The organism is Paenibacillus sp. PK1-4R, assembly GCF_030369595.1.
In the GTDB taxonomy this organism is placed as follows: domain Bacteria; phylum Bacillota; class Bacilli; order Paenibacillales; family Paenibacillaceae; genus Paenibacillus.
On record NZ_CP126535.1, the window covers coordinates 2696556 to 2711087 of the forward strand.

Consider the following 14532-nt stretch of genomic DNA (forward strand, 5'->3'; position numbering starts at 1 on the left):
AATGATGAATTTTTATGGAGAAACAAAAGGATGGCGGAAAGTATGCGAGCCACAAGGGAGGGTTACATATTACTGAATTTAATGATCTTGAAAGAGAGATAAAACGAAATAAAGCGGAGAGCTGCATGATATACCGAGAAAACGCAATTCAATATGAATTTTATCGGAATCGAAAAACGAAAGAAAAACAACATAAAGTGAATTCAATTACAAAAAGTGTGCTCTCCGCATTGGTGGGAATAGCTATACAACAGGGTTACATTGAGAATGAGGATACCCCAATTGTGAATTATTTTAACGATCTGGATGACAGCAAAAAGGGGATTACGATTAAGCATCTATTAACGATGTCCTCGGGCTTGCACTATCCGGGGAATGAAGCGATGATCCCATCTAGGAATTGGACGAAATTTGTTCTTGAGCAACCCATTGAATTCGAACCTGGAATCCAAATGAAATATAGTTGCGGGAGTTCGCATATACTTAGCGCCATATTGCAGAAGGCGACTGGTATGAACACTTCGGAATTTGCAAGAAAGAACTTATTTGCACCTCTAGGTATTAACGATTTCCATTGGTATCAGGATACACAAGGGATTGCGATCGGTGGTTTTGGTTTGCGAATGAAGATCGAAGATATGCTGAAGTTTGGAGTGTTATACGCTCAGAATGGGGAGTGGAATTCGAAACAACTCATCTCTGCTGACTGGATTGCTAGAAGTGTAAGGCCTTCTCTCACTTTCGAAACCTTATATAGCTACCACTGGCGCATAATGAAAAGCATCAAGGAAGAAGACGCTGAAAATAAAACGTTTTATGCTATGGGTATGGGCGGAGGAAGAGGGCAATACATATTTGTTAACCAAGATCGAGGATTGGTTGCGGTATTCACAACGATTAAATCCGATGATAGTTTGTTACCACTTCAATGGTTTAACAATTATATATTGACAGAATAGTTGTTTATGGGAGAGATAACATGAGCCACTGGTTTGATCTAGATGAACTTGATCCAAAGTTAATCAAATTTGCAGTTATGATCGCGAAATACAATAATAAATTCATCATTATAAAAAATAGGAAAAGAGGAGGTTGGGAGATCCCAGGAGGCAACAAAGAAATAGGGGAAACAATTTTACACACGGCAAGTCGAGAACTCTATGAAGAGACAGGGGCAATACGCTTCGAATTAATACCTTATGGTGTATATGAATGGAATGGGAGCTTTGGTATGGTTTCTTATGCTGAGGTTAAATTGCTGGAGAGCTTACCGCAGTCTGAAATTGATGAAATAAAGCTTGTGGATGTATTACCAGAAGGGATGAACTTTGGAGATATGTTTTATCATTTCTCAGACAGATGGGATGGACTTGAGAACCATAAGTTTAAGAAATACACTATCGAAATAAATCATTTGAATGAGTTACCTGAAATTAAAATAAGCTGATTTAAGTATCACGAACGAACAGTAGCCGTTCCAATGGATATGTCAAAACTAATTGAAGAGAACAAGGAATACACTATTTTGTACGATAAAATAGTTTTTGATAAATACAGACTTCGATCTATAAAACCATAGGTCTTAGAAATAATATGTGGAAAGAGAGATGGCAACGATCAATCATGATAACGTATAGAACGTTGACCCTTGATGATGTGAATCAGCTGCAGGAAATAGATCGCTCGGAACATATTGATCTCATCTATGAAATGAGAGAGAACCGATTGGTTGAGCTTGAACAAAATCATGAGTGCTCCAACTGGGATGAGATGCTTTAGAAAGAGATTCAAAATCGATATGTGTACGAATTAGAACAAGGTGGCATGGCATATGGCGGGTTTGCTGACGATCAATTAATCGGATTTGGTGTGCTGGCACATCAATATAGAGGAAAAGAACGAAATCAATTACAAGTTGACTTGATGTATGTCTCACGCGGGTACAGAAGACAAGGTATTGGAAAACGTATTCTAAACGAGTTAGGTGAAGAGGCTAAGAAACGTGGTGCACAGTATCTGTATATCTCCTCCACAGAGACGAAATCAGCGGTATCCTTTTATAAAAGTCAGGGCAGTCAGATTGCAAGCGAGATTGATCAAGAACTTTATGACAAAGAGCCGAACGATATACATATGATAAAGGAGCTGGGCACATGACAACGGTTGGGATACTTGGCACCATTCATAATCCTGAACTCAGGGAGCGATATCATTGTTCCCTTTCTCTTTACAAGGATGTGATCACTGAGTTTAAACCAGATCTCATTTGTGGTGAAGTTCATCCGCAGAGTTGGTTGAGGTACCTGAAGGACAAACATGATAGAGGATACTGGGGAGAACCAGCTAGTGAGTATTGGGAATTGGTCTTCCCTTTATGCGAGAAGCATAACATCCCATTTGTCCCTATTGATTGGTTTGAATTAGATGTATGGAATGCTTTTGATCCATTCAACGGTTATTCGGGCGAGGAACGCCAAGAACTTGAACAACGGGACGATCATTGGTTTGCGGAGCAAATGGAGACGTATCGGTTTGGCGAGATTCCTTTTAATTCAAAGGAGTTCGATCGCGTAACCAGACAAAAATATGAATGGTTGCATGAGGTAAATCCGAAGGCACAGAACTTTCGCTGGGTGGTCCGTAATCAGATTATGGTTCAAAGAGTCAAAAATACAATTGAAGCTCATCCAGAAAAACGAATCCTCTGTATCGTAGGAGCCGATCATAATTATATTTTCCAAGAAGAGCTGGTGAAAGAACCCGTTGAATTGATGTATCCGTTACGATAAATGAACCGTTGGTAGAATGACAAATGAAACTTATGACGTAAGGAGCATTACATGCGCAAAAAAATACGGAAAACACTCAAGTACAGCATATTCAGTATTATTTTAATGGTCATAGTAGCTCTGATATTTCCCACATGGACACCACAAATTAAAGGTGAAAACAGTATCAGCAAGTTAGAGCAGGTCGAAATTAACGGTGCAGGACACGAAGTCATGATCAGGGGAGTTGACCGGAGTAATCCTATCCTGATTTTTGTGCATGGCGGGCCGGGATGCTCGGAGATTCCATACGTAAGGAAGTATCAGAAAGAGCTTGAGCAACACTTCACGGTGGTGCATTACGATCAACGTGGGAGTGGGAAGTCCTATCACTTTTTTGAGGATTACTCGAATCTGACAACAGATGTATTAGTAGATGATTTGTTAGCGTTAAGGGATTATGTATCTAAGGAGTTAAATCAAGAGAAGGTTATATTAATTGGTCATTCATTTGGTACATATATCGGTTTGAAAGCTGCGGCTAAAGCACCCACTCAGTTTCACGCTTATATAGGCATTGGACAGATGGCTAATACACTTCAGAGCGAACTGGAAAGTTTGGAGTACACGTACGAGCAAGCAAAACAAGCCGGCAATGAAGATGATGTTAAAAAACTGGAGCTAATTCGCAGCTCGATCGAGCAAGGAAAGGAACTTACGCCTAGAATTTTGTTGCAAAAGTACGGTGGTGCAGCCAGACTCATCAACGAGAATAGAGATTATATTTCAGGATTCCTTTTAAATCCCGAATATAATGGGCTGGATATGATTCGCTTTTATACAGGGATGTTCAGTTCCCAAGACATCTTACTGAAGGAAGCATTTGATCAAAATTTACCTGATATTGTTGATCATCTGGAGATTCCTACCTATTTTGTAACGGGTAAATATGATTATATGACTACTGCGAATGCAGCACGTGATTATTTTGACGTATTGGATGCACCGATCAAAGACTTCATTGTATTCAACGAGTCGGCGCATTACCCACAGTTTGAGGAGAAAGAAAAATTCGTAAAGTGGTTAAATGAGCTATTCTAAGATGCATTGAAAGGAGCAAGATCATATTGTTAAGTGAATTCATTGAGCTTGAAGAAGAGAGTGATGAAAGTTACCGGTGTTACACTCTGCAAAATACAGTGCAAATATTCAAACATCTCATACAGGATGAGGATTTAAATGACGTCCGAATATATGTGTCCACAAATACACCGTTAGATTCAATGGTTCATAAAATAGAAGACTACATTAAGTGGTTTTCTATTTGTGAGACTGTCTTTCGAGAATATTATGAGAATGAACTTCAGGAAAAGGTACATCAGAATTGGTTTAATGAAATTGAAGTCTATCGCGCGGATATTACATTTAACAGTATAACCGACTACGGCGCAACAATATCTTGCGGAGATCATATTCTGCTTGATCACATCATGATGATTGATTTTGATAGAGAACAAATTCAAGCAATCCACTTAAACGGATAGATGGATTATTTTGTAGTAAATAGTCACAAAAAACAATAAAGATATCGCTTTATTTTCCATAAATGTGTTATTATGTTTTTGTCAGGCGAAAAATTCATTTGTTTGATCGATAGGGAGAGGAGGCACGTATTCTCGAATCATTCAATCTGTATGGATAGATTAACTGCACTGCTTGTTAAAAATAATAGAATAAGCGGAGGTATGGTTATGTTCAAAAAATGGAAGAAATTTGGCGTCAGCAGCTTGGCGCTTGTGTTAGTCGCTGCCGTGGCCTTTACCGGATGGAGCGCTAAAGCATCAGCAGCAGACGCTTCGCAAGTGGTGGCTGAGATGGGTGCAGGATGGAATCTCGGCAATCAGCTGGAAGCAGCGGTGAACGGTACACCGAATGAGACAGCTTGGGGTAATCCTACAATAACTCCAGAGTTAATCAAAAAGGTAAAAGCGGCAGGATTCAAATCCATTCGTATTCCCGTTTCTTATTTGAACAACATTGGAAGCGCTCCCAATTATACAATCAATGCGGCATGGCTGAATCGAATTCAGCAAGTCGTGGACTACGCGTACAATGAAGGTCTGTATGTTATTATCAACATCCATGGTGATGGGTATAATTCCGTCCAGGGTGGATGGCTGCTCGTGAATGGTGGCAATCAGACTGCCATTAAGGAAAAATATAAGAAGGTGTGGCAGCAGATTGCCACCAAGTTTAGCAACTACAATGATCGCCTTATTTTCGAATCCATGAACGAAGTATTCGATGGTAACTATGGCAATCCAAACTCGGCGTATTACGCCAATCTGAACGCATACAATCAAATCTTCGTGGATACGGTTCGTCAGACTGGAGGTAACAACAATGCCAGATGGTTGCTGATTCCAGGCTGGAATACCAATATTGACTACACTGTTGGTAATTATGGCTTTGCTCTTCCGACAGATAATTACAGATCCTCGGCTATTCCTAGTTCGCAAAAGAGAATCATGATCTCGGCACACTATTACTCTCCGTGGGATTTTGCAGGTGAGGAAAACGGTAATATCACACAGTGGGGTGCAACTTCTACGAATCCTGCCAAGAAGTCTACTTGGGGACAAGAGGATTATCTTGAATCGCAGTTCAAGTCCATGTACGACAAATTTGTGACTCAGGGCTATCCTGTAGTGATTGGTGAGTTCGGTTCCATTGATAAAACGTCCTACGATTCCAGCAACAATGTATATCGTGCTGCATACGCAAAAGCAGTTACCGCAAAAGCTAAAAAATACAAAATGGTTCCTGTTTATTGGGATAACGGGCATAACGGTCAACATGGATTTGCATTGTTTAACCGTTCAAACAATACTGTGACGCAGCAAAATATCATTAATGCAATCATGCAAGGTATGCAATAATTTACTGTCTATCTGTATCAATGCAAACGGTGTGTTCCTTCAAAAGGGACATGCCGTTTTTTTGGTGTTACCCGAGGTGAAGTCGTACAACATTTACCAATGCATTTTACATAAGCCACATACAGAATTCATTAAATCCCACAATAGCTTTTATATACTTAATTTGCTTGATATAGCGAACTAAAAGGACTAGGTGGTAGACAGAATGTTAAAAAAACGTGATTTGCAGGAATGCCATTCACTGTACAGCTTAATGATGGACCCCGCAGTTTCTCCTTACGTTCGTTATCAATGCCAATCGTATGAAGAATATCTATTCCTCACGAAACAATTGATAGCCGAAGAAGAGCAAAAGACAGTGATTTCCCGAACGATTTTGAATGAAACAGGTCAGCCTATTGGAACCATAGATCTATATCACATTGAGCATCAAACCGGTTTTTTAGCCACATGGATTGGATCACCGTTTTTTGGAAATGGGTATAGCCAAAGAGCCAAATCAGCCTTCTTTGTTGAATTGTTTCTGGAACATGGGATTGAGACGGTATTTATGAAGATACGCAAGCAAAATATAAGATCCAGAAAAGCCGTACAAAAACTGCCTTATGTGAAATTAGCGAATGATGTGTATCCAGATGTATATCAACGGATTAATATGAATGAACAGATGTATGATCTGTATCATGTTGAACGGTCAGCCTTTTTCGAAAATAGTATGGATCTGCACCAAGTGGTAGCCACGTAACTTATTCAGAGAGCGTCAACAGCGGCGTCAGAGATGACGGCGCTATTTGCTATGATGAGATTGAAAATGGAACACATTTGGACATAAATGCAGGAATATGGAATAGAGAATCGAAAGTCACATAAGTAGATAAAGCGTATGCAGTATTGTGTGCGGTTAATGTAGGAGGCGTAATATGAACAATATCAACAAGATATTGGGTGTAATTCTCATGCTTGGCAGTGTGTTTATTTCGACAATGGAGCGAATCTCAATACGAGTATCTGTCGCTATAGTAGAAGCAGGATATGCTTCAGGAGGGACTAACGTGCCCCAGTTCGCTCAGACGAACGAGCATCCAACAGGTTTACTTGTATACTTCATGTTCTTCGTTGGATTCACACTATTGGTCGCGGGATTCCCAGGGAGTTATAAGAAAAATCGTAATCACGGGTATAGCAAGGAAGTTTAGCTTAAGGAGGGATGAGAGTGGCCAAACAGGAGGAAGTGTTATCGGGAGGTAATGTGAATCAGGTTGTCCGAATAGGTGAGACGGTTCGCCGGCATGCGAAACCAAATCCATATGTGCATGAATTGCTATTACATCTCGAAAAAGTTGGTTATGATCATGCCCCTCGATTTCTGGGAATAGATGAACAGGGGAGAGAAACGCTCTCTTACCTCGAAGGCATCGTTCCAGGCAATGATTATCCTGATCTAGAAGAGTATATGTGGTCAGACGAATCTCTGATTGAAGTCGCGAAACTGTTGAGAAGTTACCATGATGCGACCGTTGGATTTACAACAACATCAGTATCAACGAACAGATATCCAGGCCTAACTGAAGATGAAGTTGTATGTCATAACGATTTTGCGCCGTATAATGTGGTGTACAAGGATGGCCGTCCTCATGGCATTATTGATTTTGATATGGCGGGTCCAGGTCCGCGAATGTGGGATATCGCCTATGTCTTGTATACATCCGTTCCACTCGCAGAATTTTCACCAAAGATGGACGGAAAGGGTGTAATGCCATACGATAGCGAGGCGCACGGAACTGTTCGAAAAGAACGGATTGCCTTATTTATGGCTACGTACGGGCTGAGTGTTCCAGCAGATTTGAAGGATTGGGTCATATCCCGTATCCGTTTCATGTGTAAAACACTGACTGATCGTGCGGCGGATGGAGATGTCGCTTTTATGAAGATGGTCGAAGAGGGTCATCTGGCCCACTATGAGAAAGAAGTCATTTTTCTTGAAAACCATTGGGATGAATGGGTTTGAGAGGTAATGCTAATAGACCGCGTGATAGCCTACGGGCTGGACAGCGGTTTTTTTGTTTTCATCTTTCAAATCCCTATGAATTCCTTTCTAATCATTTTCAACAATTGTGATCAACAATACAGCAATATAGTTCAGATTAGAACGAAATAACTGTGATACAATTCATTGTAAAGCGCTATCATTGTAAATTATTAAACTATATTGCTTTTTATATTCTGGGAAGGGAGATCTTTACTGATGCTAACCATACACACCCCGACGAATATTGCTTTGCAGGAAAATGAAGTTTATGTGCGATCTGAAGCAGATAATTTTCAGGATGAATGGCCTGTTCATACGCATAATGGGTATGAGATACATTATTTTATTCAAGGAGATGCAACCTTTTTAATCGGTGACCGAATATATAAGCCGCTGCCCGGCGATATGTTTATATTCAGAGGAGGTGTGCCCCACCGAATCAATCCTTCAAGAGAAATCGTGTACAAGCGAAGTTTTGTCAATTTCACGGAATTATTGCTTTTGGACATGCTTGCTGTCAGTCAGTTGGAGAATCTGATGTCCATATTCCGTCATCCCAATGGGTTATTGGTGCATTGGCCTCCGGAGGAGCGTGAGCATATCACAGGTATATTTAAGGGGATCAAGGAAGAGATGGGGGCAGGAAATACAGGGTACAAAACAATGGTCAAATTAAGTCTTACCCAATTGCTACTGCGGATTTACCGGAAAACAACCAGTGAGCAATCCGCCAATCCTATCTTATGTTCCTCCCAGAAGCAGACAAGCGTAAGCCGGGTTCTTCATTATTTAAACCAGAACTACACGGAGAATGTTTCGTTGGATGAACTGTCCAAAACACTCCATTTGAATAAGTACTACATTTGTCATTCTTTCAAAGAGACAACGGGATATACCATAAGCAACTATGTTATACGGAAAAGAGTTGCAGAGGCCAAAAAATTGTTGCTGTCTACGGATGCACCGATTTTATCCATATCTGAGACACTAGGCTTTAATACACCTGTATATTTTAGCAGGGCCTTTAAACAATATGTGGGTGTATCACCACAGTTATTCCGTAAAAGTGAATTGCTTAACGAAGCCAAAATTCATTAGACCCTTCCAAGGAGATGTTGATATGACAAGAAGAAAAACGTTTAAGCTTATCACTAGCATGGTACTGGTCATGTTACTCATCATATTGACTGCTTGCGGAAATTCAGGTACCAATGCTAATTCAAAACAAACAACTCTGGATTTCTTGTGGTTCTCTGACGGAAAAGAAGGAGAAGTCATCAAGGAAATCATTAAAGAGTATGAGCAGACCAATACCAAGGTTAAAATCAACCTGATTGAAGTTGGCTTCAAGGATATCCAAACCAAATTAAAAACAATGTTATCCGGTGGAAAGCCACCTGCCCTGAGCCGGGTCACGGATACCGGATCATTTGCTAATCAGGCGGTTGATCTGACACCCTACGTGGACAATGCGGACCAATTCAAGGATCAATTTATTAACTCACTTAAACCTTATTATGTTATTAATGACAAGCTGGTAGCTGCGCCTATGGATGTTACAGCGAATGGGCTTATTTATAACAAAACCTTATTTGATAAAGCGGGCGTCAAAGTACCGACCTCTCCTGACCAGGTATGGACGTGGGATGAATATACAGCTGCGTTAAAAGAGGTTATGGACAAAGGCGGAGCACGTTATGGCATGGTATGGGATGTCACACCGCATAGATGGTCCACTCTTTTGTATCAGAATGGCGGAAGCATCTTAACAGAGGATGGCACTGCAGCAGCGATTAACAGTGAAGCCGGAATCCGTAGCATGGAGCAGTTCAAGCAGCTCCATCAAGAAGGGATCATGCCCGAATCCGTATGGCTCGGAGGGGAAAATCCGAACAACCTGTTCCGTTCCGGGACGGTGGCTACCCACTGGGCTGGCAACTGGATGATCAGCAATTACAAGGATATCACCGATTTTGAATGGGGAGTCACCTATATGCCAAAAGGAACACAACGTTCTTCAGTACCAGGCGGGAAGTTTCTGATGGCTTTTGAAGGCAGCGGATATGAGCAGGAGGCGGCAGAATTTATTGAATACTTAACGTCCAAAGAAGTGAATTCAAAATATAACCAGGAATCATTGTTTATGAGTCCGCGGAAGGACAGCTCTGTATTGAATTATGAATTCGGCAAGGAGATGTTTGAAATTTTCGCGGATGAACTGAAGAACAGTTCGCCTCTTGCAGCTAATGACTGGTCTAGACAGACGATTATATCCAAAATTTCAACGGACCTGAAAAATAATATTGTTGAGGTTCTATCCGATAAGGCAACTCCGCAGGAGGCTTTGGATCGAACAGCCAAGCTGATTAACGAGGCTATTGGCAGTAAATAAACGTAAAGTCATTTGGTTAATTCACATAACGGGAGCTTACCGACACCTGTAAAGCTCCCTTTCGAATAATGCATAAGGAAGGGGCAAGCAGATGAGTGAAGGACAACGATTAAACAGGAATACGCTGGCAAAACAGAACAGGAAGCTCGTTATTGCTCCTTATCTGTTTATACTTCCCAACCTCCTGATCTTTGGAACTTTTATCGTATTTCCCTCTTTATTGGGCCTCTATTATTCCTTCCATGTCTATGATGGATTGAACCCAATGAAGTTCAACGGGCTGGATAATTATATCAAAATTATAGGAGATCGGGAATTTTGGTCGACCATCGGACGAACGGGGATTTATGCGGCAATTGTTGTCCCGCTAATATATGCAGCAGCGTTAGGTATTGCTTTGCTGCTTGCGCGCGAGATTAGAATGCGCGGGTTCTTCAGGGCCGTATTTTACTGGCCAACCATGATTTCTTACATTATCGTAGGATTGACCTGGAAGTGGATTTTCGGAGATTCATTTGGCATTTTGAATCATCTGTTAACCGTGGTTGGTGTGGAACCTGTTGGTTTTTTAACTTCTTCCTTTTGGGCTAATACGGCTGTAATCATCGCGACAGTATGGTCACGTGCAGGCTTCTTCATGGTCATTTTTATCGCGGGTTTGCAGGCTATACCTACGGATTATTATGAGGCTGCCCGCTTGGACGGGGCAACGGGAATGAAGGTGTTCCGCTATATCACACTCCCGCTTTTGAAGCCCACAAGTTTGCTTGTTGTTATGCTGACTCTGATTGACGCGTTTAAAGCATTCCCACTTATGTTTGCGCTTACAGGTGGTGGACCGGGCAAAGATACCACCTATATTGTTCAATATATTTATGAGATTGGCTTTAACAGACAGGAGCTTGGCCTGGCCAGTGCCATGTCGGTGATGCTGTTTATCCTTATTGGTGGATTTTCGGCTCTGCAATTCCGTCTATCGAAAGGGGGGGCTACGTAATGGTAATGAAGCCTATGGTCAAAATCCTCATCTACACTATGTTAAGTGTTGCTGCAGTGGTGTGGCTCCTGCCTGTCCTGTGGGTCGTGATTTCTTCTCTGAAAACGAATAGCGATCTGTACAGCTTCCCTCCCAAGTTGTGGCCGCAGCCAGTCACCTTTGAGCATTTCAAGGAAGCATTTAGGAAAGGTGACTTTGGCTTATATTTTATGAATAGTACGATCGTAACCGTGTCGTCAACGGTGCTGCTGTTATTGATTAATTCCATGGCAGGTTTTGCACTCGCGAAGTACCGCTTCCGCGGAAGCACGATCATATTAATCGGTTTTGTCTCAACACTCATGATTCCGATTGAGGTAATCATGATTCCCATATTCAAAGTGCTGAGTGCACTGGGGTTGTATAATAGCCTGCTCGCGATTATTATCCCGCCAGCAGCAACCCCAACAGGTGTATTCCTTATGCGGCAGTATTTGTTGTCCGTACCGGACGAGCTGTTGGAAGCTGCCCGGATGGATGGAGCGGGCGAATGGAAAATTTACTGGAGCATTATTCTTCCGATAGCGAAGCCAATTCTTGCGGTGCTCGCGATTTTCTCCTTCATGTGGAGATGGGATGATTTTGTATGGCCGTTAATTGCAATTAGTGATCCATCGAAATATACGATCCAGCTTGCACTCTCTAATTTTATTGGTGAATACAACGTGGATTGGGGAAGTTTGCTTGCGATGTCCGTGATCACGATGCTTCCGGTACTCATTGTTTTTATGGTTTTCCAGCGATATTTTGTCAGCGGTATGATTACTTCAGGAATGAAAGGATGAGTTGAATGTCAGATACCACCCGGAGTGGGATGGATACCTTGAATTATAAACCTATGAAATTAGGTCACAATCAGGTCATTAATCATTGGATGATCAGCGGCATATATACGAAACCTGTTGCCTTTGTTCCAACAACGATGGAGGGAGATATTAATGATTGGCTAATCGACGGTTTTGCCATTCATGAGAATCCATGCAGAAAGGAATTTGTAGAACATAGGAGGACGCAGCCTCTGAACCGATTTTTTGATCAATGGAGCGAGTTTCCTAGCCCGGGAGACGACTTCGTTGGAGAAGAAAACGGAATGCCTTGGGCACTGTATTCTCCTTGGAATAATCCACGGGTGGAGCAATCAGGATTTTGGTTTGTGCCAACACATCTGCGCAGTTACGCGGCGACAAGACTAATTTCTCCGACTGCTCATACCGCCTCTTTGCGGATTAAGACCTATGGCAGTCTGACGTTGTGGATGAATGGGGAAATGGTGACGGACTTTGCACCACTCACGCGTAACAAGGAACAGGAAATCATTATTAAAGCTGAACTTGTAGCCGGAATCAATGAGATCTATGCCTGCTGGGAGGATCTGGCTGAGCGGGATACGATGTATGCTTTTGCGGTGGAGTACCTAGGAGACGAGGAATTAGTGATTTCTCTGCCTATTGCTCCTCATTTGGCGGAGTCTGTAAAATCCGCAGAGGAAGCCCTCGAACAGGCTTATTTTCCTTCGGATCTTTTCAGAGGTGAGCAGATTAAGCTCAAGCTGCCACTTCCCTTACCGGATATCGTTAGAGAGGTTGATATTCAGTATGGTAATTTTTTTGATGGCACCGAAAATAAAACAATACACATCGCCGAACAGGAAACGGATCTGGTCCTGGCACATACGAATCAACTCGGTCATCATTACGTATATTTCACGCTGACTATTTCAGTATCAAATGTTGTACTAACCAAGAAATTTGGCTGCCAATCCTATGATACCAGCTATGATGAGGCAGCTCAGCAAGCTGTGGATATTGAAGACCGCAAATCCCTGGCACTGCGATGCATTGCCGAGAAAGGCAGTCCCAATATTCATAAGGCGATCGCCATGCTCAAAACAGGAGGTAATCTGCAAGAAGCAGAGAACATTTTGCTTAATGGTGTGGAAGGGATTGAGCAACGGAAGGATTGCAGTGACTTCTATCTGGTGGGGCTGTTCCGTCTATGGAGAGATGAACGAAATAGCGGTTTGTTCAGTGAATCGTTCTGGGATCGGGTGAAAACAAGTATTCTGGGCTATCGATATTGGATTGATGAACCTGGCGATGATGTGATGTGGTTCTTCAGTGAGAACCATGCCTTATTGTTCCATACCAATGAACTGTTAGCCGGACAGTTGTTTGGGGATGAAACGTTCAGCAACAGTGGTGAATCCGGTGAAGTACACCGTCAAAAAGCAGAGCAAAGGCTTGCACTATGGTTTGAGCGCTTTTTGGATGAAGGATTGGCAGAATGGAATTCAAGTGCATACATTCCAATTGATGCGGTTGGGCTATTGCATATCTATGAGTTTGCCCATAATGAACAGCTCAGGCAACAAGCCAAAAAGGCGATGGACCTGTTATTCTATTATATTACCGTTCAGATGCATCAAGGAGTTTTGTCCACAACGTTTGGGCGCAGCTATGAGAAGGAACTGCTGGGTGGTTATGCAGCGGGAACAACTTCAATGTGCTGGATCGCTTATGGCGTTGGCAATGTAAACAATTATTCAATAAGCAATGTTGCCTTGAGTTTATCGGATTACAGTCCTCCAGCAGCATATCAGGAGCATCTGTTGCTTGGGGAGAATCAACAATTGGTGTTTGCCAATCAGCAGGGCAAGGGAGGTTACGCCAAGCTCTATCACTGTCGGACTGAGGAATACTCCTTATCCTCAATCATTCGCTTTCGTCCAGGCAAGCCAGGTTATCAGGAGCATGTCCAGCATTTATCTCTGTCACCTGAGGCGCAGATTTGGGTGAATCATCCGGCAGAAATATACAAGCATGGGGATGGTCGGCCTTGCTTCTGGGCTGGGAATGGGATATTACCCGACGTTGTTCAGCATGAGGGGATCGCTTTGATGATGTTTGATATTCCTGCGGATAACAACTCTGACTGGACACATGCTTATTTTCCTACTGACTTCTTCACGGAATGGGTAAAGCATGAGAACTGGCATTTTGCCCGTTTGAATAAGGGTTATGCAGCTATATATGCGGCCAACGGCACGAGTATGGAGAGCAACGGGGTAACAAGAGAGCGTGAGCTTATTTCCCCTGGCTTGCGTAACGCCTGGATTATAAGAGCAGGAAGCGAACAGCAATTCGGGTCATTTGACGCTTTTATCAACCAAGTTTGTTCTTCAAGCCCGCAATTCGATAATCGAGCTTTAACTCTCACTCTAACAGACCCGGTATATGGTCCAATCCAATGGGGAATGAACAAGCCTTTTTATATTCAAGAAGAGGAAATTATACACGAAGGTCATGGAGTGAAGGGACAACTGAAGTTAATGGACATGGAGCGCTGAATCGTGTGCAAGAAACCAAGGG

Annotated in this window: 16 protein-coding genes; all 16 read left to right on the top strand. The window is 42.2% G+C overall.

The genetic code is table 11. From position 1 onward, the window contains the following. The first annotated feature begins 14 nt into the window (after window positions 1–14). The 16 genes from QNO02_RS11950 to QNO02_RS12025 all read left to right on the top strand — a co-directional run bounded on the left by QNO02_RS11950 (window position 15) and on the right by QNO02_RS12025 (window position 14510). Window positions 15–959 (top strand): serine hydrolase domain-containing protein, encoded by a 945-nt coding sequence (locus tag QNO02_RS11950; protein WP_289392136.1) that lies wholly within the window; start codon window positions 15–17, stop codon window positions 957–959. A 20-nt stretch (window positions 960–979) separates the two neighbouring features. After that, window positions 980–1447, top strand: coding sequence for an NUDIX domain-containing protein (locus QNO02_RS11955; protein WP_289392137.1), 468 nt, complete (start codon window positions 980–982; stop codon window positions 1445–1447). Window positions 1448–1623: 176 nt separating this feature from the next. After that, window positions 1624–1779, top strand: coding sequence for a hypothetical protein (locus QNO02_RS11960; RefSeq protein ID WP_289392138.1), 156 nt, complete (start codon window positions 1624–1626; stop codon window positions 1777–1779). Window positions 1780–1800: 21 nt separating this feature from the next. Continuing rightward, window positions 1801–2157, top strand: a complete 357-nt coding sequence (locus tag QNO02_RS11965) for a GNAT family N-acetyltransferase (protein ID WP_289392139.1) — start codon at window positions 1801–1803, stop codon at window positions 2155–2157. Further along, window positions 2154–2789 (top strand): hypothetical protein, encoded by a 636-nt coding sequence (locus QNO02_RS11970; protein WP_091031595.1) that lies wholly within the window; start codon window positions 2154–2156, stop codon window positions 2787–2789. Before QNO02_RS11965 ends, QNO02_RS11970 begins: the two co-directional genes overlap by 4 nt. 51 nt (window positions 2790–2840) lie before the next feature. Next, window positions 2841–3869, top strand: coding sequence for an alpha/beta fold hydrolase (locus QNO02_RS11975; RefSeq protein ID WP_289392140.1), 1029 nt, complete (start codon window positions 2841–2843; stop codon window positions 3867–3869). A gap of 26 nt (window positions 3870–3895) precedes the next feature. Next, entirely contained in the window at window positions 3896–4312 is a 417-nt protein-coding gene (locus QNO02_RS11980; RefSeq protein ID WP_289392141.1) for a hypothetical protein, read from the top strand. Window positions 4313–4519: 207 nt separating this feature from the next. After that, a complete protein-coding gene (locus tag QNO02_RS11985) occupies window positions 4520–5707 on the top strand; it encodes a glycoside hydrolase family 5 protein (protein WP_289392143.1) in 1188 nt (395 codons plus the stop codon). A gap of 205 nt (window positions 5708–5912) precedes the next feature. Further along, window positions 5913–6452 carry a GNAT family N-acetyltransferase gene (locus tag QNO02_RS11990; RefSeq protein ID WP_289392144.1) on the top strand — a complete coding sequence of 180 codons (540 nt, stop codon included), beginning with the start codon at window positions 5913–5915 and terminating at the stop codon, window positions 6450–6452. Window positions 6453–6627: 175 nt separating this feature from the next. Next, window positions 6628–6903 carry a hypothetical protein gene (locus QNO02_RS11995; RefSeq protein ID WP_289392145.1) on the top strand — a complete coding sequence of 92 codons (276 nt, stop codon included), beginning with the start codon at window positions 6628–6630 and terminating at the stop codon, window positions 6901–6903. 11 nt (window positions 6904–6914) lie between these two features. Beyond that, entirely contained in the window at window positions 6915–7715 is an 801-nt protein-coding gene (locus QNO02_RS12000) for a phosphotransferase (RefSeq protein ID WP_353959109.1), read from the top strand. Between the two features lie 237 nt (window positions 7716–7952). Next, entirely contained in the window at window positions 7953–8834 is an 882-nt protein-coding gene (locus QNO02_RS12005) for an AraC family transcriptional regulator (protein ID WP_076216236.1), read from the top strand. Between the two features lie 22 nt (window positions 8835–8856). Beyond that, on the top strand, window positions 8857–10128 hold the full coding sequence (locus QNO02_RS12010; protein WP_289392147.1) for an ABC transporter substrate-binding protein: 1272 nt from the start codon (window positions 8857–8859) through the stop codon (window positions 10126–10128). Window positions 10129–10219: 91 nt separating this feature from the next. After that, window positions 10220–11125, top strand: a complete 906-nt coding sequence (locus QNO02_RS12015) for a carbohydrate ABC transporter permease (protein ID WP_105598307.1) — start codon at window positions 10220–10222, stop codon at window positions 11123–11125. 5 nt (window positions 11126–11130) lie between these two features. Next, window positions 11131–11949, top strand: a complete 819-nt coding sequence (locus tag QNO02_RS12020) for a carbohydrate ABC transporter permease (RefSeq protein WP_434060068.1) — start codon at window positions 11131–11133, stop codon at window positions 11947–11949. Window positions 11950–11954: 5 nt separating this feature from the next. Continuing rightward, window positions 11955–14510, top strand: coding sequence for a hypothetical protein (locus QNO02_RS12025; protein ID WP_289392150.1), 2556 nt, complete (start codon window positions 11955–11957; stop codon window positions 14508–14510). Window positions 14511–14532 lie beyond the last annotated feature (22 nt).